Consider the following 20,596-nt stretch of genomic DNA (forward strand, 5'->3'; position numbering starts at 1 on the left):
ATGGGTACTCTGGATCCATGCCCAGTCGTCGCGTAGACCCAGTGACCCTTGAGGTCGTCGAGCTCATCGGCGACGTCGTGGCCCGCTACCACATGGAGTACGAGCACGCGGCCGCCAGCCACCAGCTCACGGGGGCCCAGGCCCGCGTGCTGAACCTGCTGGCTCTGGAACCGCTGCCGATGCGCCGGATCGCGCAGAAGCTCCGCTGCGAGCCGTCGAACGTGACGGGCATCATCGACCGGCTGGAGGGCCGGGGCCTGGTCGAGCGCCGCCCGGACCCGGCCGACCGCCGGGTCAAGCTGGCCGCCCCCACCGAGGAGGGCGTGCAGACCGCGGACCGGCTGCGCGAGTCGCTGGACTTCGCGCGCGAGCCGCTGGCCGGGCTGTCCACGGCCGAGCGGGCGGTCCTGCGGGACCTGCTCAAGCGGATGCTGGGCTGACCTGCCCGTTCCTCAGCAGAAGATGTTCCACCACGGGCACGGCGGCGGCGGAGGCTTCGTCGGCGACGGGGACGGGGACGGCACGGGCGGCGACGCCGTCGGGGTCGCCCGACGGGTCGACGTGGGCTTCGCCGATCCGGTCGGCTTTACGGAGGGCCCCGGGCCGGGAGTACCGGAGGCCGGCCCCGACGTGGCCGGTGCGGGGGCGGACGACGCCGGCGCCGGCTGCGTCGCGGCCCCGGCGGAAGCACTGGGCCCGGCCGCCTTCGCCGTGCTCGCTGCGGCCTTCGTGCCCCCGCCCTTCGCGGACGGCAGGACCGAGGGCGCGACCGGGTCACCCTTCAGGCTCGGCAGCGGTTCCGGCGCCTTGGGCCCCGCGTCGTCGGTCAGCACCACCGTGGCCGCCCGGTCGGAGCGGTCCCCGTCGGTGGCCATGCGGGCGACGACCAGCGAGCCGCCCGCCGCGATCAGCATGCCGAGCGCGATGGTCAGCATCGTCCGGCGGCGGCGCCGGTGCGTGGCGCGGCGGCGCGCACCGGCCCGGCGCTCGTTCGGCGCGGACAGCACGACGAGCGAGTCGGCGAACACGTCGGCCAGCGCGGCCGGCGGGCCGGGCTCGGCCACGGGTGCGGCGGGCACGGCCGGGCCGCCGGGGGCGACGGCTACGAGGTACTCGGCCGGGGTGCCGCACCCGGCGCACGCCAGTGCGCCGTTGAGGTGTCTTCGGCATGCGGGGCAGTAGTTCATGGCGCCCGCAGGCTACGTGGTCGGCGGCTACATCCGTATCCCGGGAACGTAAGGATCCTGTGTGGAATCGTGGCCTCCATGACAGCGAACCCGACTCCGGGGCCCCCGGGACCCTTCGGACCGGCCGCGTTCCAGCTGGTGCTGCTGCGGCGGATGGCGGACTTCCAGCCGGACCTGGCCGAGGAGGCCCGCCACCGGCTGGGGGCCTCGCTCGCGGACCAGCGGGAGGCGAACAGGCGCTGGCAGGCCATGGTCCGCTCACCCCGGGCGCGCGGGGCCCTGGCCCGCTACCGCTCGGTGCTGGGCCCGCCGGAGTCCGCCGAACGTCGCACGATCGGCGATCTGGAGTGCGAGGCCCTGCTGTGGCCGGTGCCGCTCTGGCCCGACCTGCGCTTCGAGGTGCTGGCCGCGCCGGACGGGGCGGTGTGGAACGAGTGGCTGGTACGGGCCCCGGGCGCGCGGGGGCCCGTACTGGACTCGCCGGACGATCTGCGGCCCTGGTCGGCGACGGTGGACGAGGTGGCGCGGGCCTTCGCCCCGGTACGGCCGATGGAGGGCACCGCGCCGACCCGCTGGCGGCTCGCCTTCGCCGCGCGGGACAGGCCCTGCGTGGCGGAGTTCACGTACGGCCTGCTCCAGCGGGTCTCGTTCGGGGAGGCCGACAGGCCCTAGGAGGCCAGGAAGGCGCGGACGCCCGCGGAGGTCCCGTCGTCGCCGAGCAGGTCGTTGTGCTTGAGGCAGCCGACCGGCGTGTTGGCGGCCCCGGTCAGCGGCACGCTGTCGTCCGGGTTGACCACCTCGTCGCAGTTCGACCAGAAGGTCGCGTACTTCACCGCGCCCGGGGTCTCGTCCCCGCCGTTCAGGTTCCTCACCACGTACGAGCCGGGCGTCATGTCCCGGCAGGCCTGGTCCCACAGGGCGCAGGCCCACGCGGTGGAGGTGCCGCGGTTGGGTCCGGCCAGCGAGACCCAGTGGCCCACGGTGGCGGCGCCGCCGCCGAACTTCACGTACCAGCGGCTCACCAGCGAGCCGAAGGAGTGCGCGACGACGTCGACCTTGGCGGCTCCGGTCTGCCGGCGGACCTCCTCGACGTAGGAGGCGAGCCGTCCGGAGAGGACCTCGTTGACCGACTGGTGCGTGTCGTAACCCCAGGAGAAGAGCTCCGAGTCGGCGTACCCGGCGGCCCGCAGGTCCTCGCGCAGGGCTCCCCACACGCCCGGGTCGGCGTTGTAACCGTGTACGAAGACCACCGGATTGCGCGATGAGGCCAGGTCAGAGGCGGCGGGCGTGGCCCGGTCGGCGGCATGTGCCGACAGGGGCGCGAGCAGCGCCAGGCACAGCGTCAGGAGCGCCAGCAGTCTCTGGCGGGTCGTCAGCATCGAGTCCCCTTTACCTTGTTACGCGTGAGTAGCGCGTGCGGTGCGGGCATCGTGCTGCCTGTCGGTACAGAAATCCACCCCCATGCAGGCGCGACACACCCCCCGGCCGGAGCAGCTCAACGGGCGCTTAGCCCCAAATGCCCGAGATGATATGAAAAGCGACCGGCATTCCGCCGGTCATCTTGCGTCAGCGCTCTCGGGAGGATCTGCCGTGACCGTCAGTCTTGAGCAGTTGCGCCGCTGCCACGTCGCCGTCGACCTGGGGGCTGCCAGGACCCGTGTGTACGTCAAGGGCGCCGGCCTGGTCGTCGACGAGCCCAGCGTCGCCGCGGTGAACACCCGGACCGGCGCGCTCATCGCCGTCGGGACCTTCGCCGAGCGGATGACCGGCCGCACGCCCGACTACATCCGGGTCGTACGCCCCGTCTCCGGCGGCACCGTCGTCGACATCGAGATGGCCCAGCGGATGCTGCGCCACCTGCTCGGCGAGAAGCTGCGGCGCGCCCTGCGCCGCAAGCCCCGGCTGCGGGCCGCCGCCTGCACCCCGCACGACGCGGACCCGCTGGCCCAGCGGGCGACCGTGGAGACCCTCGTCGGGCTCGGCGCCCGGCGCGTCGAACTCGTCGACACCCTGATCGCGGCGGCCGTCGGCTGCGGCCTTCCCGTGGAGCAGCCGACCGCAACGATGATCATGGTCTGCGGGGCCGCGGCCACCCAGGTGGCCGTCCTCTCCCTCGGCTCGATCGTCACCGCCGAGCGGATCCCGGTCGGCGGCGAGGCCATCGACCACGCGGTCGTCCAGCACCTGCGCCACGCGCACGAGCTGATGCTGCCCAGCCAGGCCGTCCGGCCGCTCCAGCTGGCCCTGCACGGCAACGGCATCACCCCCCAGGGGCCTGCCTCCACCCTCATCCACGGCCGCGACGTCGCCACCGGCCTCGCCCGCTCCGTGCACGTGGACACGGCCGCCGTCCGGGAGGCCATCCACACCCCGCTGACCGCCGTCCTCGACGGCATCGGCAAGGTGCTGCGGGACTGCCCGCCCGACCTGGTCGCCGACCTGACGGACCGGGGGATCATGATGGTGGGCGGCAGCGCCCTGCTGCCCGGCCTGGACCAGATGCTGCGCGACGCCACCGGCATGCCCGTCGCCATCGCGGAACGGCCGGACGTGTGCGCCGTACTCGGTCTCGGCGCGATGCTCGAAGGGAAGATCGCCCCCATGGTTCTCAACCCGCTGGCCGAATGACGAAGGCCGGGCAGGAGCCGGCGCGCCTCCCGGTCCTGCTGGAGGCGGTCCTCAGCGTCGGCTCCGAGCTGGAGCTGCACGCCACCCTCCAGCACATCGTGGACTCGGCGGCCGAGCTCTGCGCGGCACGCTACGGCGCGCTCGGGGTCGTCGACCCCGAGCGCGTCCGGCTGACCGAGCTCTTCACCGCCGGGATCACCGAGGAGCAGCGCGCCGCCATCCCGCACCTGCCGGACGGGCGCACGGGCCTGCTCGGGGCCCTCATCAGCGATCCGCGCCCGCTCCTGCTCGACGACCTCGCCAAGGACCCCCGGTCCGCCGGATTCCCGCCCGGCCACCCGCCGATGCGCAGCTTCCTGGGCGTCCCGATCCGGGTGCACACGGAGGTCTTCGGCAACCTCTACCTCACCGAGAAGCTGGGCGGCGGCCCGTTCACCGAGGAGGACCTCGCCCTCGTACGCGTCCTGGCCTCGCAGGCGGGGATAGCGATCGGCAACGCCCGGCTGTACGAGACCGCGCGCCGCCGGGAGCGCTGGATCGAGGGCGCCGCCGCCGTGACGACGACCCTGCTGGCGGGCCGCCCCGCGGCGGACGCGCTGATGTGCGTGGCCGAGCGGGCCCGGCTGCTGGCGGACGCGGTGGCCGGGGTGGTCCTCCAGCCGACCCCCGAGGGCGGCATGGAGATCGTCGCCGCCTCCACGCACGGGGACCCAGGGGACCTGGTGGGAACGGCCATCGCCCCCGGATCTCCGGTGCTGGAACAACTGCTCGGCGGCGAGCCGGTCTTCATAGAGGATTCGGCCACGGACCCCCGGATGACCACCCACGTACGGGAACGGTTCGGGCCCAGCATGATGCTCCCGCTGCAGAGCGGCGGCCAGCTGATCGGCACCCTGGCCCTGCCGCGCGCCCGGGGCGGCCCCCCGTACGACGCGGTGGACCGGCTGCTGGCCTCGCAGTTCGCCTCGCAGGCGGCGCTGGCCCTCGTCCTGGCGGACGCGCAGCACGACCGCGAGCAGCTGGCCGTCTACGAGGACCGCGACCGGATCGCCCGCGACCTGCACGACCTGGTGGTCCAGCGGCTGTTCGCGACGGAGATGATGCTGGAGAGCACGAAGAAGCGGTCGGCGTCGGCGCCGGCCGGCGACACCGTGGGCGCGGAGCTCGCGCGGGCGGTCGACGAACTGGACTCCACCATCCAGGAGGTCCGGACGGCCATCTTCGCCCTCCAGCAGCCGCCGACGGACGCCCCGACGACCTTCCGGGGCCGGGTGCTCCGCGAAACGGGCGGGGCGGCGGTCCTGTTCGGCTTCCAGCCGTCGGTGCACTTCGCGGGGGCGGTGGACGCGCTGCTGCCGGAGCCGGTGGCGGGCGACCTGCTCTCCGCCCTGCGGACCGCCTTGGCGGCGGCACACCGGCGCGCGGAGGTCACCTCCATCGAGGTGGAGGTGGACGCGAGCCCGTCCCGGGTACGCCTGACGGTCGCGGACGACGGCCGCACGGAGTCGGGGACCCGGGGCACGACGACGACCTGGGAATCGGCGCTCTAGGACGCCCGCCCAAGGCGCCGGCCCAAGGCACCCGCCCGAGACGGCCGCGCGATAGGGGTAGTCCTCAGGCCGGGCGGTGGGCGGCGCGCAGGGCGATGCGGGTGTTGGACTGGGCCACGCCCGCCTCCTTCTTCAGGCGGCGGAGCAGCGCGTCGAGGGCGGCCGGGTCGGCGGCCCGAGCCCGTACGAGGTAGTCGTGCCGGCCCGTCACGTGAACGACCTCGGTGATCCCGGGCAGCAGGGCGACCTGCCGTTCGAACTCCTCGTTGGTCGTGTCCTGGCGGAGGGTGAGGTCGATGAAGACCACGAGCCCGCCCCGCGTGTCGGCAGCCGGGTCGATCACGGTGGTGAAGCCGCGGATCACCCCGTCCCGGCGCATCCGGCGCACCCGGTCGGCGGTGGCGTTGGCGCTGAGGCCGACGCGGACGCCGAGGTCGCGGTACGAGATCCGCGCATCCTCCTGCAGGATGCCGAGGATTTCCCTGTCGAGGCGGTCCATGCCGCGATTCTCGCAGCCGGGGCCGATATTCGCGCCCTTCCGGCCGGGGCGGGCGCGGAGGCTCTCCCCCATGAGCGAACTGATGACGACGGGGTTGGCGGGCGCGGTGGCGGGCCTGGGCGTGGCGATGCCGATGGGTGCGATGAGCGTGCTGCTGATCCAGGAGGCGATGCGCAGCCGCCGCACCGCGGTGGCGGCCGCCGCGGGCATCGCCGCGGTCGACCTCGGCTACGCCGCCCTCGCCACCGCCCTCGGCCCCTGGGTGGCCTCCCACGTCTCCCCGATCGAAGCCTGGATCCGCCTCGCCTCGGCCCTGATCCTCCTGACCATCGCCACCCACGGCCTCACCAGACCCACCCCGCCCCCGGTCTCTGCCCCGCCGGCGTTTGAGGCGCGGGGTCCGGGGCGGAGCCCCGCGACCCCGGGGCACCCGGCTCACAGCCCCGGCCGGAACCCCGCCCGCCCAGCCCCGGCCTCGGGCGAGGCGGCGAGCCACCATCCCGCCTCTCCGTCCTCCGAGGCACGGGACCACCATCCAGCCCCGCCGGCGATTGAGGCGCGGGGTCCGGGGCGGAGCCCCGCGGCCCCGGGGCACCCGGCTCACGCCCCCGGCCCGAACCCCGCGCCGAGCCCCGGATCAGGGGCGGGCAAGGCGTTCGCCCGGTACGTCGGGCTCACCGCGGTGAACCCCACCACCGCCCTCTACTTCGCCGCCCTCACCACGGCCCAGGCCGCAAGCCTCCGCACCGGCGCAGCCGGAGCCGCCTTCCTCATCGGCGTCGGCGCCGCCTCGCTCCTCTGGCAGCAGGCCCTCGTCGCGCTCAGCGCCCTCGCCGGGAGCCGGATCTCCGACACCGCCCGCGTCTGGACCTTCCGCCTCGGCTACGGCCTCGTCGCCGCCTACGCGGTCAAGATCGCCCTGCCACTCCCGTGGCACACCCCCTAGGGTGAGCCCGTGACGACGACCCGCCTCTCGGCCCGCGCGGCCATCGCCTCCGTGACCGACCCCGGCAGCTTCGCCGAACTCCCCGTCCCCCGAGGGGAGTCCCCCGCCGACGGCCCCCTGGCCTGGACCGGCTACGACGACTCCCGCGCCCGCGCCGCGCAGCGGACCGGCGAGCAGGAGTCCGTCGTCACCGGCACCGCCCTCATCGGCGGCCGCGAAGCCACCCTGATCTCCTTCGAGTTCGGCTTCCTCGGCGGCTCCCTCGGCGAGCGCACCGGAGACCGGCTCGAAGCCGCGTACACCCACGCCCGCGAGCACCGCCTCCCCCTCGTCTCCCTGATCGCGACGGGCGGCTCCCGCATGCAGGAGGGGATGCTCGCGCTGACCCAGCTCCAGCGGGTGGCGCGCCAGAGCGTCCTGACCCGGGCCGCCGGGCTCCCCCAGATCGCCGTCCTGCGCGACCCCACCACCGGCGGCGGCTGGGCCACCCTCGGGGCGGGGGCCGATGTCGTCCTCGCGCTGCCCGGAGCCCAGGTCGGCTTCGCCGGCTCCCGGGTGCGCCCGCCGGACGCGGACCCGGCCGCGTACTCCGCCGAGGGCCAGTACGCCGCCGGGCACGTGGACGCCGTCGTCCCCCCGGCCGACCTGCCCGGCACGCTCGCCGACTGGCTGCACGTCCTGGCCGCGCCCCGCGCCACCGGGCCCGTCGAGCCCCCGGCCGCACTGGCCTGGGGGCACCTCCCGGCGGTGGCCGGGGCAGGAGCGGCACCCGAGACCGGCTGGGACGCCGTCCGGCAAGCCCGTCATCCGGACCGCCCGCACGCCGAGGCGTACCTGGACGCGTACTTCGCCCTGCGCCTCCCCCTCTCCGGGGACCGCGCGGGCGGCACCGACCCCGGCATGCTGTGCGGGTTCGGGCTGCGCGAGGGCCGCGCCGTCGCGTACGCCGCCCAGTGCGGCACCGCCACCCGCCCGGCGGGGTACCGTACGGCCGCCCGCGTGATCCGCCTCGCGGACCGGCTCGGCATCCCCGTGCTCACCCTCGTGGACACCCCGGGCGCGGCCAACGACGCCGCCGCCGAACACGCGGGCGCCGGCGCCGCCATCGCGGACACCTTCGCGGCACTGGCCGGAGCCGGTGTCCCCGTCACCACCCTGCTGATCGGCGAGGGCGGTTCGGGCGGCGCCCTCGCCCTGGCCGCGCCGGGCAACACCTGGGTGACCCCGGACAGCTACTTCTCGGTCATCGCCCCGGAACTGGCCGCGGCCATCCTCAAGCGCCCCCCGGAGGCCGCCCCCGCCACCGCCGACCAACTCCGCATCCGCCCCCAGGACCTGGTCGCCCTGGGCGTCGCCCGCGGCATCGTGGCCAAGGCCGAACCCCAGGACTAGCGCCCAGCGCCTAGCGCCGGCGCCCCGGCAGCCGGACGTCCACCCGGTACAGCCGCGTCACCTGCTGCGCCAGCTCGTTGTCGTCGCTGACCAGCAGCAGCCGCACCCGCCCGGGCCCGTCGTAGTCCGTCACCGCCATGCCCTCGACGTTGTCGACCAGCGGGTGGTTCTGCGGCAGCTTCGAGGGCGCCCCAGCGTCGGGCAGCCGTCGAGGTCGCCGAGGCCGTCCCAGCGCGAACCCGCCGTTCCGGCCCCGCTCCCAGGTCTGGATCCGCTGGAGGGTCCGGCCCTGCGCGTCCTTCCCGTCGCCGGCCGGCGCCCCCTCCACGCCCGCCACCAGCGTGCGCCCTCCGGGCAGCAGCGTCAGCGACCCGAAGGTCTGGTTCGTGGTGGCCCGCCGCTGCGGCGCCAGGCGGAACGCGTCCCGGACCGGCAGCGTGCCCAGCACCTCCCCGGTCCGGCCGTAGCGCCGGATGGCGGGCGCGAACTCGTCGGTGATCAGGTACGAACCGTCGCCGTCGACGACGATCCCCTCGGAGTCGATCGCGTTCCCTGCGCCGTCCGTCAGCGGGAGCCGCGCCGTGGCCCTGGCGGTCGGGGTGTCCCCGCGGCCCACCTTCAGCGAGTACAGCGCCGACTTGTCGAAGACGCCGGCGACGGTGCCGTCCCGGTCGACCGCGAGTCCGGAGATGCCCCCGACGAGGCCCCCGTCGAGGCGAACCCGCCCACTCCCCTTCACACCCTGCCGGATCGGGCGAACCGCGCCGGGCTGATCCCGACGTGCCGCCCGAAGTGCCGCGTCAGGTGCGCCTGGTCGTAGAAGCCCGCCGCCGTCGCCGCCTCGGCCGGCCGCATCCCCGCCAGCAGCAGCCGCCGCGCCAGCGCCACCCGGCGGCCCGTGAGGTACGCGTGCGGGGGCAGCCCGTACGCCGTCCGGAAGCTCCGGATCAGGTGCGTGGGATGGACGTGCCCCAGCTCCGCCGAGGCATCCTCCAGGCTGATCCCCTCGGTGACCCGCGCGTCGAGCAGCTCGCGCAGCCGTACGGCGAGCCCCGCGCCCGGCGCCCCGTACGCCGTGGGCGCGCGCCCCGCGAGCCACCGGTGCAGCCGTTCCCGTACGAACGCCAGCCGCGACTCGGCCTCCAGCCGCTCGACCGCCCCGGCCGGCAGCTCCCGGGAACCGAGCGCCCGGTGCAGCCCGTCGACGCGCTCCCGCAGGACCGGGTCGAGCAGCAGCGGGGCGTCGACGGCCGCCCCGGTGAGGCTTTCGGGCAGGACGGAGGCGTCGAGGTAGAGGTTGCGCTTGCGGAAGCCGGCCTCGGTGACCGTCCGCCCGTCGTGGACCACCCCGGGCGGCAGCAGGACCACGGCGTCCCGGACCCCGACGCCGTACCGCTCGCGGTCCAGCGCGAAGTCGACCCGCCCGCCGTCCAGGATCATCAGCGCCCAGGTGTCGTGCACGTGCGCCGGGTAGGCGTGGTCGGTGAACCGGGCGTGGAAGACCTCGGCGATCCCCGGGACCGGCGGCTGCCAGGCGGAGACGGTGCTGCGCGGACGTATGGCGGCCATGTCAGGAACGTACAAGACCGCCACCCGCGCGTACCGCAGCCTGTCCACATGACGACACAGAAGGTCAACATCGCCGAAAAACTGGCCGGTTTCACCGACCAGTGGGCCCCGCGCCGCATCGCCCGCATCAACGACTACGAGGTCAAGGCCGCCAAGCTCCAGGGCGAGTTCGTCTGGCACACCCACGAGGACACCGACGAGCTCTTCCTGGTGGTCAGCGGCGCCCTGACGATCCGCCTGCGCGACGGGGACGTGGTCCTGGGCCCCGGCGAGATGTACGTCGTCCCGCGCGGGGTGGAGCACTGCCCGGCGGCGGACGAGGAGACCGCGATCCTGCTCTTCGAACCGACGGGCACCACCAACACGGGCAGCGCGGGCGGCGAACGCACCCGGGAGCCGGTCGACGCCTGACGCCTGACGCCTGCCCCGGCCGGGGCCCCCGCGGCCCAGCGGGTCAGGCCTGCGGCGACCGCGCGTCGTAACGGGCGAACCCGCGCCAGCGCAACGCCAGCAGGCCCAGCACCAGAACGCACCCGAGCCCCCCGCCCGTGATCGCCACGGCGGGAGAGGTCAGGTCCGCGGCGGTCCCGGCGAGGAAGTCCCCGAGCCGGGGCCCGCCCGCGACGACCACGATGAAGACGCCCTGGAGGCGGCCCCGCATCTCGTCGGGGGTGGCGGCCTGGAGCATGGTGGTCCGGAACACCATCGAGACGGTGTCCGCGCACCCGGCCACGGCCAGGAAGAGCAGTCCGAGCCACAGGTTCCGGGTGAGGCCGAAGACGGCGATGGCCAGCCCCCAGGCGGCGACGGCGAGCAGGATCGCCTGCCCGTGCCGGCGGATGCGGCCCTGCCAGCCGGAGAACAGCCCGCCCAACAGCGCCCCCACGGCGGGCGCGGCCGCCAGCAGGCCGACGGTCTTGGCGTCGCCCCCGAACCAGAGCCCGGCGACGGCCGGGAACAGCGCCCGGGGATGCGCCAGCACCATGGCGGCCAGGTCGGTGAAGAAGGTCATCCGGATGTTGGGCCGGGTTCCGAGGAAGCGCAGGCCGTCGACGACGGAGGCCCTCCCCCGCGCGCCGCTCTCGCGGTCGGGCTTCATCGACGGCAGCCGCCACATCGCGTAGAGCGCGGCGCCGAAGGTCACGAGGTCGATCAGGTACGCGGCCTGGTAGCCCCACCAGCCGACGATCAGCCCACCCAGCATCGGGCCGGCCATCATCCCGGAGGTCATGGTCACGGAGTTCAGGGCGTTGGCGGCGGGCAGCTGATCGGCCGGCAGCAGCCGCGGGATCATGGCGGACCGGGCCGGGCCGTTGAGCGCCCCGCACACCGCCTGGAGCGCGACGACGGCGTACAGGAACCAGACCCGGTGGTAGTCGAACAGCGCGGCGGCGGCCAGCGCCGCCGACAACCCGGCGGCGCCCAGGGAGCTGTAGAGGCCGAGCTTGCGCCGGTCCACGGTGTCGGCGATGGCGCCGCCGTAGAGCCCGAAGGCGATGAGCGGGACCAGCGTGAAGAGCCCGACGAGTCCGACGGAGAAGCTGGACCGGGTGATGTCGTAGACCTGGAGCGAGATCGCGAGGGCCGTCATCGCCTGGCCGAGCCAGGCGATGGTGCCGCCGATCCACAGCCGCCGGTAGTCCGGGGACGTGCGCAGAGGCGTGATGTCGGCGAATATTCGCCGTCGGGTCCGGGTAGGCGCGGTCGTACGAGTCACAACGGATGGTAACCGCCGGTCGGCCGGCGCCCGGGGCCCTTCCGCCCCTTTCACTCACCCGCAACTTTCGCCCCTCCGTGCTCCGAGGTCCCGACGCGGGCGAATTTTGCCGGTAACTCGCCACTATCACCGGACATTTGACCGAATCGACGTGCGCTGCTCGCCACGTGTTCAGCTCATGATGAAAAGACTCGTATGTCCAGGGAGGCGTAGTGATCGAACCTGGCAACAGCACCACGAGCACCGGCACCGCGCAGAATTCGGTGCGCTCCACCGTCCCCCTCACCGTCGGAGTCGAGGAGGAGTTCCTGCTCGTCGACGCCCGCACCTTCCGGGTGGTCCCCGCCGCCCCGCTCGTCCTCGCCACGGCGGGCGGGCTGCCGGGCGAGCTGCATGCCGAAGGCACCCGCTACCAAGTGGAGATCTCCACCCCGATCGCCCACTCGGCGGCTTCGCTGCGCGAGGAGCTCGCCGCCCGGCGGCGCACCCTCGGGCGGGCCGCCCGCGCCCACGGCTGCCGTCTGCTGGCCGCCCCCTCGCCGGTCGTGGCCGTGGAGGGGCCCCTGCACCTGACCGACGACGAGCCGCGCCAGCGCGAGCAGCACCGGCGCTTCGGCGCGCTCACCGACACCCTGGTGAGCTGCGGCCGCCACATCCACGTCGGCACGCTCGACGTGGACACGGCGGTCGTGGTCTCCAACCGGGTCAGACCCTGGCTGCCCACGCTGATCGCGCTGGCCGCCAACTCGCCGTTCTGGGGCGGCCGTGACACCGGTCACGCCAGCTGGCGGGCGATGGCCTGGTCGGGCTGGCCCTCGGCGGGCCTGCCCCCGCACTTCACGTCCACGGCCCACTTCCGGCGCTCGGTGCAGACCCTGCTCGGCTCGGGGGCGGCCCTGGACACCAAGATGGTCTATTGGGACGTCCGGCCGTCCGGGAACTGGCCCACGCTCGAAATCCGGGCGCCCGACATGTCCCCGGACATCGACACGGCCATCCTCCAGGCGGAGCTGGTCCGCGCGCTCGTGGCCACGGCGCTGCGCGAGATCGCGGAGCGGCGTCCCGAGCCGGTCCTGCGGGACGACGTACTGCGCCTCGCGCGCTGGCGGGCGGCCCACGACGGCCTGGAGGGGTTCGGGCTCGACCCGTACACGGGCGCCGAACTCCCGGCGGCCGACCTCGCGGAGGCCCTGCTGGACCTGGTCGCTCCGGAACTGGCCGCCTCCGGCGACCTCGACCACGCGGCCAAGACCCTGGGCGGCCTCCTCCGCGACGGCTCGGGCGCCCACCGTCAACGCGTCGCATTCGCCCGCCGCCAGGACCTGACGGACGTATTGCGCCACCTCGCGGACGAAACGGAGAACTTCTAAACCCCCGGCGCACCGCGGCACCCCGCCCTGAATACACCAAAGCCGCAGGTGCAATCGTTTCTGCACCTGCGGCTCGCAGTGGGGCGGGTGGGACTCGAACCCACGGCCGACGGATTATGAGTCCGCTGCTCTAACCGGCTGAGCTACCGCCCCTTCACGGCGTGGCGCGTACACGTGTGCGCGCCGTCTGCCGCAGCATAGCCGCTCATACGATCTCCTGCCTCGGATGCCTCGCATGATCGGCTTCGCCTGTTCAGAGAGACCGCGCTGAGGGCTGCCCGGTTCCCGGCCAGGACAAAAAAGAAGAGGACCCAGAGGGCCCTCTTCTTCCTTGCTCCCCCGGCTGGACTCGAACCAGCAACCCTCCGGTTAACAGCCGAATGCTCTGCCAATTGAGCTACAGGGGACCGCGCTCCCCCGACTGGACTCGAACCAGTAACCTGCCGGTTAACAGCCGGCTGCTCTGCCAATTGAGCTACAGGGGATTGCTGCGGTGCATCGAACAGCCCACCTCCGGCCTTGCCGGGGGGCGAGCGCCCGTTGCGAGTCATAGATTAGCGCAAGCAGGGGGGTGCTCCGCCAATCGGTATCGACAGCAGGCCGGGCACCACACGACGAAGGGTGGCAGGCATGCGGTACAAGGTCACGTTCGTGGTCGGACTGGCCCTCGGGTACGTGCTCGGGACCCGGGCCGGGCGCGAGCGGTACGAGCAGCTGAAGAAGTCCGCGCGGGAGATCGCGCAGAACCCCGCGGTGCGCAATGCCGCCGAGACGGCCGGGCAGACCGGGCGCGAGTTCGCGGGGAAGGCCTTCGCCGCGGTCGGCGAGAAGGTCGGCGACGCCGTGCCGGCCGGGCTCGCCGGGCGGGTACGGGGACTGCGCGACCGGGTCGGTGCCGGCGCCGAGGACGACTGGGGCACCAGCAACACCTGACGCGACGCGGCACCCCGCCCGCGACGCGGAGGCCCGGGAGTCCCGAACCTCCCTCCGGAGGCTCCCGGGACTCCGGAGATTCCCGAGACTCACGCGGCCTCCGGGACCCACGAGGTTCCGGAGGCTCCGCGGCGATGGAGACCGGCCCGGCGTGCGGCAGAATTCTCCGCATGGGGATAGTCGCCGGGCTGGACAGCTCTTCCGCGTTCACACGCATCGTCGTCTGCGACACCGAGACCGGTGCCGTGCTGCGCCAGGGGTACGCACCCCATCCACAGCCCGCCGGGGAACCCGACGGCGCGCATCCCCACGAGACCGATCCGCAGGCCTGGCTGCTCTCGCTCGGCGAGGCCGCCGGCGGCGGGCTCCTCGAAGGGGTCCAGGCCATCGGGGTCTCCGCGCAGCAGCACGGCCTGCTGCCGCTCGACGCGCAGGGCGGGCTCGTACGCCCGGCCCTCGTCGGCAACGACAAGCGCGGGCAGGTGGCCGCCGCCGATCTCGTCGAAAACCTCGGCGGCCGTCAGGCGTGGGCCGAGGCGGTGGGCTCGGTCCCGCACGCCGCGCAGCCCCTGGCGAAGCTGGCCTGGCTGGCGCGCACCGAGCCCGAGGCGGCCCGCCGGGTGGCCGTGCTGATGTCCCCGCACGACTGGCTGGTCTGGCAGCTGCTGGGCCGGCCTGCCCGGCGGACCACCGACCGCGGCGGCGCCTCCGGCACCGGGTACTGGTCGGCGGCCGCCGGTTCCTGGCGGCCCGACCTGGTCGAGCTGGCGCTCGGGCACCGGGCGCTGCTGCCCGAGGTGCTCGGTCCGGCCGATGCCGCCGGCACCACGCCCGAGGGGCTGCTCATATCCGCCGGCACCGGCGAGACGATGGCCGCCGCGCTCGGGCTGGGGCTCGGCCCCGGCGACGCGGTGGTCTCGCTGGGCGCCTCCGGTTCGGTGATGGCGGTGCACCACGAGGCGCTGTCGGAGCCGGGCGGCCTGATCACCTCCCTGGCCGACGCCGCCGGCATGCACCTGCCGGTGGTGAACACCTCCAATGCCGTACGGGCGCTGCGCGGCACCGCCGAGCTGCTGGGCACCGATCTGGAGGGGCTGTCCGAGCTCGCGCTGAAGTCGACGCCGGGTGCGCACGGCCTCGTACTCCTGCCGTACCTGGAGGGTGAGCGGACGCCGAACCTGCCGCACACCGCCGGGACCCTGTCCGGGCTGCGCCGGGACTCGATGAAGCCGGAGCACCTGGCGCGGGCCGCCTTCGAGGGCATGCTGTGCGGGCTGGTGGACGCGCTGGACGTGCTGCGCTCGCGCGGGGTCGAGATCCGCCGGGTGTTCCTGCTGGGCGCGGCGGCCGAGCTGCCCGCCGTACAGGCCGCGGCGCCTGGGCTGTTCGGGACGCAGGTCGTCGTGCCGGCTCCGGCCGACTACGCGGCGCTGGGCGCGGCGCGCCAGGCGGCGTGGGCGCTCGGTGTGGCGCAGGGCACGCTGGCCCCGCACACCCCGCCGGTCTGGCCGGCCCCCGCGGCGCAGGTGTTCGAGCCGGGCGAGGAGTTCCCGGCGTGGCAGGCGGTGCGCCAGCAGTACATCGCGACGCGGGAGCAGATCCACCCGGGTGCGTTCCAGCCCGGCGCCGGGGCGTTCTAGGGCCTGCCCGGCGGTACGCCGGCGCGTTCCGGCCAGGCACCGGCGCGTTCCGGCCGTGCGCCTCTCGGACCGGGGTCGCAGGCGGCCTACTCCTTTTGACCGGGCTTTGCGAAAACCGGTGGGGATCGGGCCGCCGGTTGGCCGAAGATGGGGTGAACCCCTCGATCTTGCCGACCGGAGCCTGCGCGTGCTCATACGACTTCTGCGGACCCATCTGGGTCCGCACCGGAAACCCATCGCCCTGCTGGTCCTGCTGCAACTGCTGCAGACCAGCGCGAGCCTCTACCTGCCCACGCTCAACGCGGACATCATTGACAACGGTGTCGTCAACGGGGACACCGGCTACATCCTGCGCTTCGGCGCGCTGATGCTCGGCGTCTCGCTCGTCCAGCTCGTCTGCAACGTCGGGGCCGTCTACTACGGCGCCCGCACGGCGGCGGCCTTCGGCCGGGACGTCCGCGCCGCCGTCTTCGACCGCGTGCAGAGCTTCTCCGCCCGGGAGCTCGGCCAGTTCGGCGCCCCGTCCCTGATCACCCGTACGACGAACGACGTCCAGCAGGTCCAGATGCTGGTGCTGATGACCTTCACCCTGATGGTCTCGGCGCCGATCATGTGCGTCGGCGGCATCGCCATGGCGCTGTCGCTCGACGTGAAGCTGTCGGGCGTGCTGCTGGCCGTCGTCCCCGTGCTCGGCCTGGCGGTCGGCGCGATCGTCCTCAAGACGCGCCCGCTGTTCCGCCAGATGCAAGACCGCCTGGACACCGTGAACCGGGTGCTGCGCGAGCAGATCACCGGCAACCGGGTGATCCGCGCCTTCGTCCGCGACGACTACGAGAAGGATCGCTTCCGGGAGGCCAACGAGGACCTCACGGGCGTCTCGCTGGCCGCCGGCAAGCTCCTCGCGCTGATGTTCCCCGCCGTCATCGTGGTCGTGAACATCTCCAGCGTCGCCGTCATCTGGTTCGGCGCGATGCGCATCGACAGCGGCGGCATGGAGATCGGCCAGCTGACGGCCTTCCTCGCCTACCTGATGCAGATCGTCATGTCCGTGATGATGGCCACCTTCATGTTCATGATGGTGCCGCGCGCCGAGGTCTGCGCCGAGCGCATCCAGGAGGTCCTGGACACCGACTCCAGCGTGGTGCCGCCGACCGACCCGGTGCGCAAGCTCCTCGTGCACGGCCGGCTGGAGCTGCGCGGCGCCGACTTCCGCTACCCGGGCGCCGAGGCCCCCGTGCTGCGCGGGGTGGACCTGGTGGCCCGCCCCGGTGAGACCACGGCGGTGATCGGCTCCACCGGAAGCGGCAAGTCCACCCTGCTGGGCCTGGTCCCGCGGCTGTTCGACGCGACCGGCGGCGAGGTGCTGGTCGACGGCGAGGACGTACGCCGGCTCGACCCCGAGCTGCTGGCCAAGACGGTCGGCATGGTCCCGCAGAAGCCGTACCTGTTCTCCGGAACCGTCGCCTCCAACCTCCGCTACGGGCGCCCCGACGCGACCGACGAAGAGCTCTGGCAGGCCCTGGAAGTGGCGCAGGCCAAGGACTTCGTATCCGCGCTGGAGGGCGGCCTGGAGGCCCCCGTCACCCAGGGCGGAACCAATGTCTCCGGCGGCCAGCGCCAGCGCCTGGCCATCGCGCGCACGCTGGTGCAGCGCCCGGAGATCTACCTCTTCGACGACTCCTTCTCGGCCCTGGACTACGCGACGGACGCGGCGCTGCGCGCGGCGCTCGCCCGCGAGACCGAGGACGCGACCGTGGTCATCGTCGCCCAGCGGGTCTCCACGATCCGCGACGCCGACCGGATCATCGTCCTCGACGAGGGCCAGGTGGTGGGCGAGGGCCGCCACCACGAGCTGATGGCCGGCAATGAGACCTACCGGGAGATCGTGCTCTCCCAGCTGACGGAGGCGGAGGCCGCATGAGCGGGCCCGGAGGACGGATGATGATGGGGCCGGCCCAGCGGTCCATGGACTTCAAGGGCTCGGGCAAGCGGCTGCTGGGACAGCTCGCCCACGACCGGGCCAAGCTGTGGGGCATGGTGCTCGCCGTCGTCGGCAGCGTCGCGTGCGCGGTGGTCGGGCCGAAGATCCTCGGTGAGGCCACCGACCTGGTCTTCGCGGGGATCGTCGGCCGACAGATGCCGGACGGCCTCACCAAGGAGCAGGCCCTGGAGGGCATGCGCGCCCGGGGCGACGGCGGCATGGCGGACATGCTGTCGGGTACGGACTTCACCCCCGGCGAGGGCATCGACTTCGGCGCCGTCGGAGTCGTGGCGATCTGGGCGCTGGTGGTCTTCACCCTGGCGGGCCTGCTGATGCTGGTCGCGACGCGGCTGTCGAACCACGTCATGAACGGCACCGTCTACCGGATGCGCGAGGAGCTCCAGGCGAAGCTGTCACGGCTGCCGCTGTCGTACTTCGACCAGCAGAAGCGCGGCGAGGTGCTCAGCCGGGCCACCAACGACATCGACAACATCGGCCAGACGATCCAGCAGACGATGGGTCAGCTGCTGAACTCGCTGCTGACCATCGTCGGCGTGCTCGCGATGATGTTCTGGATCTCGCCGCTGCTGGCGCTGGTCGCACTGCTGACCGTCCCGGTCTCGATCTTCGTCGCGGCGAAGATCGGCAAGAAGTCGCAGCCGCAGTTCGTGGCGCAGTGGAAGACCACCGGCGCGCTCAACGCGCACATCGAGGAGATGTACTCGGGCCACAACCTGGTCAAGGTCTTCGGCCGGCAGCGGGAGTCGGCGGCCGTCTTCGCCGAGCAGAACGAAGAGCTGTACCGGGCCACCTTCAAGGCGCAGCTGGTCAGCGGCATCATGCAGCCGGTGATGTTCTTCATATCGAACATCAACTACGTGCTGATCGCCGTCGTCGGCGGGCTCCGGGTCGCCTCGGGCACCCTGTCGATCGGTGATGTGCAGGCCTTCATCCAGTACTCGCGGCAGTTCTCGATGCCGCTGACGCAGGTCGCCTCGATGGCGAACCTCGTGCAGTCCGGCGTCGCCTCGGCGGAGCGGGTGTACGAGCTGCTGGACGCGGAGGAGCAGGAGCCGGACGCTGAGGTTCCGGAGCGCCCGGAGGAGCTGCGCGGCCAGGTCACGCTCGACAAGGTGGCCTTCCGCTACGAGCCGGACAAGCCGCTGATCGAGAACCTCTCGCTGACGGTCGAGCCCGGCCACACGGTCGCGATCGTCGGCCCGACGGGCGCGGGCAAGACCACGCTCGTGAACCTGCTGATGCGGTTCTACGAGGTCACGGGCGGGGAGATCGCCCTCGACGGCGTGGACATCGCGAAGATGACCCGCGAGGAACTGCGCGGCGGGATCGGCATGGTGCTCCAGGACACCTGGCTGTTCGGCGGCAGCATCGCGGAGAACATCGCCTACGGGGCTTCGCGCGAAGTGACGCGCGCCGAGATCGAGGAGGCGGCGCGGGCGGCGCACGCCGACCGCTTCATCCGCACCCTGCCGGACGGCTACGACACCGTGCTGGACGACGAGGGCGCGGGCGTCAGCGCCGGCGAGAAGCAGCTGATCACCATCGCCCGGGCGTTCCTGTCGGACCCGGTGATCCTGGTCCTCGACGAGGCGACGAGCTCGGTGGACACCCGTACCGAGGTACTGATCCAGAAGGCGATGGCGCGGCTGGCGCACGGCCGTACGTCCTTCGTGATCGCGCACCGGCTGTCCACGATCCGCGACGCGGACGTGATCCTGGTGATGGAGAGCGGCTCGATCGTGGAGCAGGGCACGCACGAGGAGCTGCTGGCGTCGGGCGGCGCGTACGCGCGGCTGTACGCGGCGCAGTTCGCGCAGGCGGTGGCCGAGGTCGACTGACCGCGGCCGGCGGGGTGGGGGCGTCCTTCGGGGCGCCCCTTTCCCGTGGTCCCGTGCCGTTTCAGTCCAGGTAGCCCCTCAGCTGGTCGGCGAAGGCGTGGTCGCGCAGCTTGTTGAGGGTCTTGGACTCGATCTGGCGGATCCGCTCGCGCGTGACGCCGAAGATCCGGCCGATCTCCTCCAGGGTGCGGGGGCGGCCGTCGTCGAGCCCGTAGCGCAGCTGGACGACCTTGCGCTCGCGCTCGCCGAGGGTCGACAGCACCGCTTCGAGGTGCTCGCGCAGCAGGAAGAAGGCGGCGGACTCCACGGGCGACGCGGCGTCTCCGTCCTCGATGAGGTCGCCGAGCGCGACGTCGTCCTCCTCGCCGACCGGGGCGTGCAGGGAGACCGGCTCCTGGGCGAGGCGGAGCACCTCCATGACCCGCTCGGGGGTCAGCTCCAGGTGGACGGCGACCTCTTCGGCGGTGGGCTCGTAGCCGCGCTCCTGGAGCATGCGGCGCTGGACGCGCACGACGCGGTTGATCAGCTCCACGACGTGGACGGGCACGCGGATGGTCCGGGCCTGGTCGGCGAGGGCCCGGGACATGGCCTGGCGGATCCACCAGGTGGCGTAGGTGGAGAACTTGTACCCGCGGGCGTAGTCGAACTTCTCAACGGCCCGTATGAGCCCGAGGTTCCCCTCCTGCACGAGGTCGAGCATGGTGAGCCCGCGGCCCACGTAGCGCTTCGCGACGGAGACGACGAGCCGCAGGTTCGACTCGATGAGGCGGCGTTTGGCCATCCGGCCCAGGACGACGAGCCGGTCGAGGTCCACGGCGAGCCGGGAGTCGAGATCCGGGGTGCCGGCGAGCTTCTCCTCGGCGAACAGGCCGGCTTCGACCCGCCGCGCGAGGTCGACCTCCTCGGCGGCGGTGAGCAGCGGGATCCTGCCTATCTCGCGCAGGTACTGCCGGAACAGATCGGCGGAAGGACCCGCTCCACCCGCACGGTCGCCGCTGCCGGCGCTGCTGCGCCTGCGCTGTGTGGGCACCGGCTCGATCAGCTCGATGGGCTCTGGCTCGTCGTCCATGGCCTCGGCCTCGCGCTCGGGCTCATCGGTCACGATCAGGGGCTGGGTCTGGGTCTGCACGGGGGCGACCTCCAGGGGTCCGAGGACTCAGGCACCGCAACTCAGTGTGGGGTACGACACATGGCTGCCACGAGGGGCGTGCGGGCATTTTCTGCACTCGGTGCGTGACCGGATGGTTACCCCCCGGCGGGAATCCCGATGCGGACCGGACGCATGTACGACCCGAACTCCGGCCCGGACTCCGGCTCGAACTCCG

General features: G+C 73.2%; 19 protein-coding genes and 3 tRNA genes. 12 read left to right on the forward strand and 10 right to left on the reverse strand.

Annotated elements, in window-relative coordinates:
• The first annotated feature begins 17 nt into the window (after positions 1-17).
• Positions 18-440, forward strand: coding sequence for a MarR family winged helix-turn-helix transcriptional regulator (locus ACFWBN_RS19445; protein ID WP_385178111.1), 423 nt, complete (start codon positions 18-20; stop codon positions 438-440).
• A gap of 12 nt (positions 441-452) precedes the next feature.
• Here the strand turns inward: ACFWBN_RS19445 and ACFWBN_RS19450 are convergent, their stop codons facing one another.
• Positions 453-1,187: a hypothetical protein gene (locus tag ACFWBN_RS19450; protein ID WP_385178112.1), complete on the reverse strand. Its 735-nt coding sequence runs from the start codon at positions 1,185-1,187 to the stop codon at positions 453-455.
• 78 nt (positions 1,188-1,265) lie between these two features.
• On the opposite strand from ACFWBN_RS19450, the gene ACFWBN_RS19455 reads away from it, so the two are divergent.
• Positions 1,266-1,859 carry a hypothetical protein gene (locus ACFWBN_RS19455; RefSeq protein ID WP_385178113.1) on the forward strand — a complete coding sequence of 198 codons (594 nt, stop codon included), beginning with the start codon at positions 1,266-1,268 and terminating at the stop codon, positions 1,857-1,859.
• On the opposite strand, the gene ACFWBN_RS19460 is transcribed toward ACFWBN_RS19455, so the two are convergent.
• On the reverse strand, positions 1,856-2,566 hold the full coding sequence (locus tag ACFWBN_RS19460) for an esterase/lipase family protein (protein WP_385178114.1): 711 nt from the start codon (positions 2,564-2,566) through the stop codon (positions 1,856-1,858). The genes ACFWBN_RS19455 and ACFWBN_RS19460 overlap by 4 nt on opposite strands.
• A 211-nt stretch (positions 2,567-2,777) precedes the next feature.
• Between ACFWBN_RS19460 and ACFWBN_RS19465 the strand changes: the two genes are divergently transcribed.
• Together ACFWBN_RS19465 and ACFWBN_RS19470 are read left to right on the forward strand one after the other, a co-directional pair.
• A complete protein-coding gene (locus ACFWBN_RS19465; protein ID WP_385178115.1) occupies positions 2,778-3,815 on the forward strand; it encodes a rod shape-determining protein in 1,038 nt (345 codons plus the stop codon).
• Complete coding sequence (locus tag ACFWBN_RS19470) at positions 3,812-5,365, forward strand: GAF domain-containing protein (protein ID WP_385178116.1); 1,554 nt, start codon at positions 3,812-3,814, stop codon at positions 5,363-5,365. Before ACFWBN_RS19465 ends, ACFWBN_RS19470 begins: the two co-directional genes overlap by 4 nt.
• Positions 5,366-5,429: 64 nt before the next feature.
• Here the strand turns inward: ACFWBN_RS19470 and ACFWBN_RS19475 are convergent, their stop codons facing one another.
• Positions 5,430-5,864, reverse strand: coding sequence for an Lrp/AsnC family transcriptional regulator (locus tag ACFWBN_RS19475; protein WP_385178117.1), 435 nt, complete (start codon positions 5,862-5,864; stop codon positions 5,430-5,432).
• Between the two features lie 70 nt (positions 5,865-5,934).
• Here ACFWBN_RS19475 and ACFWBN_RS19480 point away from each other — a divergent pair, with 70 nt between their 5' ends.
• Both ACFWBN_RS19480 and ACFWBN_RS19485 read left to right on the forward strand, forming a co-directional pair.
• Positions 5,935-6,810 carry a LysE family transporter gene (locus ACFWBN_RS19480; RefSeq protein ID WP_385178118.1) on the forward strand — a complete coding sequence of 292 codons (876 nt, stop codon included), beginning with the start codon at positions 5,935-5,937 and terminating at the stop codon, positions 6,808-6,810.
• A 9-nt stretch (positions 6,811-6,819) separates the two neighbouring features.
• Complete coding sequence (locus tag ACFWBN_RS19485; protein WP_385178119.1) at positions 6,820-8,202, forward strand: carboxyl transferase domain-containing protein; 1,383 nt, start codon at positions 6,820-6,822, stop codon at positions 8,200-8,202.
• Between the two features lie 10 nt (positions 8,203-8,212).
• On the opposite strand, the gene ACFWBN_RS19490 is transcribed toward ACFWBN_RS19485, so the two are convergent.
• Positions 8,213-8,941 (reverse strand): esterase-like activity of phytase family protein, encoded by a 729-nt coding sequence (locus tag ACFWBN_RS19490; protein WP_385178120.1) that lies wholly within the window; start codon positions 8,939-8,941, stop codon positions 8,213-8,215.
• A complete protein-coding gene (locus ACFWBN_RS19495) occupies positions 8,938-9,771 on the reverse strand; it encodes a helix-turn-helix domain-containing protein (RefSeq protein ID WP_385178121.1) in 834 nt (277 codons plus the stop codon). Before ACFWBN_RS19495 ends, ACFWBN_RS19490 begins: the two co-directional genes overlap by 4 nt.
• A gap of 48 nt (positions 9,772-9,819) precedes the next feature.
• Here ACFWBN_RS19495 and ACFWBN_RS19500 point away from each other — a divergent pair, with 48 nt between their 5' ends.
• Positions 9,820-10,182 carry a cupin domain-containing protein gene (locus tag ACFWBN_RS19500; protein WP_385178122.1) on the forward strand — a complete coding sequence of 121 codons (363 nt, stop codon included), beginning with the start codon at positions 9,820-9,822 and terminating at the stop codon, positions 10,180-10,182.
• A gap of 43 nt (positions 10,183-10,225) precedes the next feature.
• On the opposite strand, the gene ACFWBN_RS19505 is transcribed toward ACFWBN_RS19500, so the two are convergent.
• A complete protein-coding gene (locus ACFWBN_RS19505; protein ID WP_385178123.1) occupies positions 10,226-11,488 on the reverse strand; it encodes an MFS transporter in 1,263 nt (420 codons plus the stop codon).
• A gap of 212 nt (positions 11,489-11,700) precedes the next feature.
• Between ACFWBN_RS19505 and ACFWBN_RS19510 the strand changes: the two genes are divergently transcribed.
• Positions 11,701-12,858: a glutamate--cysteine ligase gene (locus ACFWBN_RS19510; protein ID WP_385178124.1), complete on the forward strand. Its 1,158-nt coding sequence runs from the start codon at positions 11,701-11,703 to the stop codon at positions 12,856-12,858.
• Positions 12,859-12,937: 79 nt separating this feature from the next.
• Here ACFWBN_RS19510 and ACFWBN_RS19515 read toward each other — a convergent pair.
• The 3 genes from ACFWBN_RS19515 to ACFWBN_RS19525 all read right to left on the reverse strand — a co-directional run bounded on the left by ACFWBN_RS19515 (position 12,938) and on the right by ACFWBN_RS19525 (position 13,343).
• Positions 12,938-13,011: transfer RNA gene (locus ACFWBN_RS19515), tRNA-Ile, on the reverse strand.
• Between the two features lie 181 nt (positions 13,012-13,192).
• Positions 13,193-13,265 (reverse strand) — tRNA-Asn (locus tag ACFWBN_RS19520).
• Positions 13,266-13,270: 5 nt separating this feature from the next.
• Positions 13,271-13,343 (reverse strand) — tRNA-Asn (locus tag ACFWBN_RS19525).
• Between the two features lie 145 nt (positions 13,344-13,488).
• Here ACFWBN_RS19525 and ACFWBN_RS19530 point away from each other — a divergent pair.
• From ACFWBN_RS19530 to ACFWBN_RS19545, 4 genes are all read left to right on the forward strand, one after another.
• Positions 13,489-13,791 (forward strand): YtxH domain-containing protein, encoded by a 303-nt coding sequence (locus ACFWBN_RS19530; RefSeq protein ID WP_385178125.1) that lies wholly within the window; start codon positions 13,489-13,491, stop codon positions 13,789-13,791.
• Between the two features lie 170 nt (positions 13,792-13,961).
• Positions 13,962-15,431, forward strand: coding sequence for an FGGY family carbohydrate kinase (locus ACFWBN_RS19535; protein WP_385178126.1), 1,470 nt, complete (start codon positions 13,962-13,964; stop codon positions 15,429-15,431).
• Between the two features lie 187 nt (positions 15,432-15,618).
• Entirely contained in the window at positions 15,619-17,352 is a 1,734-nt protein-coding gene (locus tag ACFWBN_RS19540) for an ABC transporter ATP-binding protein (protein WP_385178127.1), read from the forward strand.
• Positions 17,349-19,271, forward strand: a complete 1,923-nt coding sequence (locus ACFWBN_RS19545; protein WP_385178128.1) for an ABC transporter ATP-binding protein — start codon at positions 17,349-17,351, stop codon at positions 19,269-19,271. Before ACFWBN_RS19540 ends, ACFWBN_RS19545 begins: the two co-directional genes overlap by 4 nt.
• A 61-nt stretch (positions 19,272-19,332) precedes the next feature.
• On the opposite strand, the gene ACFWBN_RS19550 is transcribed toward ACFWBN_RS19545, so the two are convergent.
• Positions 19,333-20,379, reverse strand: coding sequence for an RNA polymerase sigma factor (locus tag ACFWBN_RS19550; protein WP_385178214.1), 1,047 nt, complete (start codon positions 20,377-20,379; stop codon positions 19,333-19,335).
• Positions 20,380-20,596 lie beyond the last annotated feature (217 nt).

Source organism: Streptomyces sp. NPDC059989 (genome assembly GCF_042736975.1).
GTDB lineage: Bacteria > Actinomycetota > Actinomycetes > Streptomycetales > Streptomycetaceae > Streptomyces.

What these genes read in the sequence shown, in the direction of transcription:
- ACFWBN_RS19445 (WP_385178111.1), top strand. Translation starts at nt 18, where the DNA reads ATGCCCAGTCGTCGCGTAGACCCAGTGACCCTTGAGGTCGTCGAGCTC.
- ACFWBN_RS19450 (WP_385178112.1), bottom strand. Translation starts at nt 1,187, where the DNA reads ATGAACTACTGCCCCGCATGCCGAAGACACCTCAACGGCGCACTGGCG.
- ACFWBN_RS19455 (WP_385178113.1), top strand. Translation starts at nt 1,266, where the DNA reads ATGACAGCGAACCCGACTCCGGGGCCCCCGGGACCCTTCGGACCGGCC.
- ACFWBN_RS19460 (WP_385178114.1), bottom strand. Translation starts at nt 2,566, where the DNA reads ATGCTGACGACCCGCCAGAGACTGCTGGCGCTCCTGACGCTGTGCCTG.
- ACFWBN_RS19470 (WP_385178116.1), top strand. Translation starts at nt 3,812, where the DNA reads ATGACGAAGGCCGGGCAGGAGCCGGCGCGCCTCCCGGTCCTGCTGGAG.
- ACFWBN_RS19475 (WP_385178117.1), bottom strand. Translation starts at nt 5,864, where the DNA reads ATGGACCGCCTCGACAGGGAAATCCTCGGCATCCTGCAGGAGGATGCG.
- ACFWBN_RS19480 (WP_385178118.1), top strand. Translation starts at nt 5,935, where the DNA reads ATGAGCGAACTGATGACGACGGGGTTGGCGGGCGCGGTGGCGGGCCTG.
- ACFWBN_RS19495 (WP_385178121.1), bottom strand. Translation starts at nt 9,771, where the DNA reads ATGGCCGCCATACGTCCGCGCAGCACCGTCTCCGCCTGGCAGCCGCCG.
- ACFWBN_RS19500 (WP_385178122.1), top strand. Translation starts at nt 9,820, where the DNA reads ATGACGACACAGAAGGTCAACATCGCCGAAAAACTGGCCGGTTTCACC.
- ACFWBN_RS19530 (WP_385178125.1), top strand. Translation starts at nt 13,489, where the DNA reads ATGCGGTACAAGGTCACGTTCGTGGTCGGACTGGCCCTCGGGTACGTG.
- ACFWBN_RS19535 (WP_385178126.1), top strand. Translation starts at nt 13,962, where the DNA reads ATGGGGATAGTCGCCGGGCTGGACAGCTCTTCCGCGTTCACACGCATC.
- ACFWBN_RS19545 (WP_385178128.1), top strand. Translation starts at nt 17,349, where the DNA reads ATGAGCGGGCCCGGAGGACGGATGATGATGGGGCCGGCCCAGCGGTCC.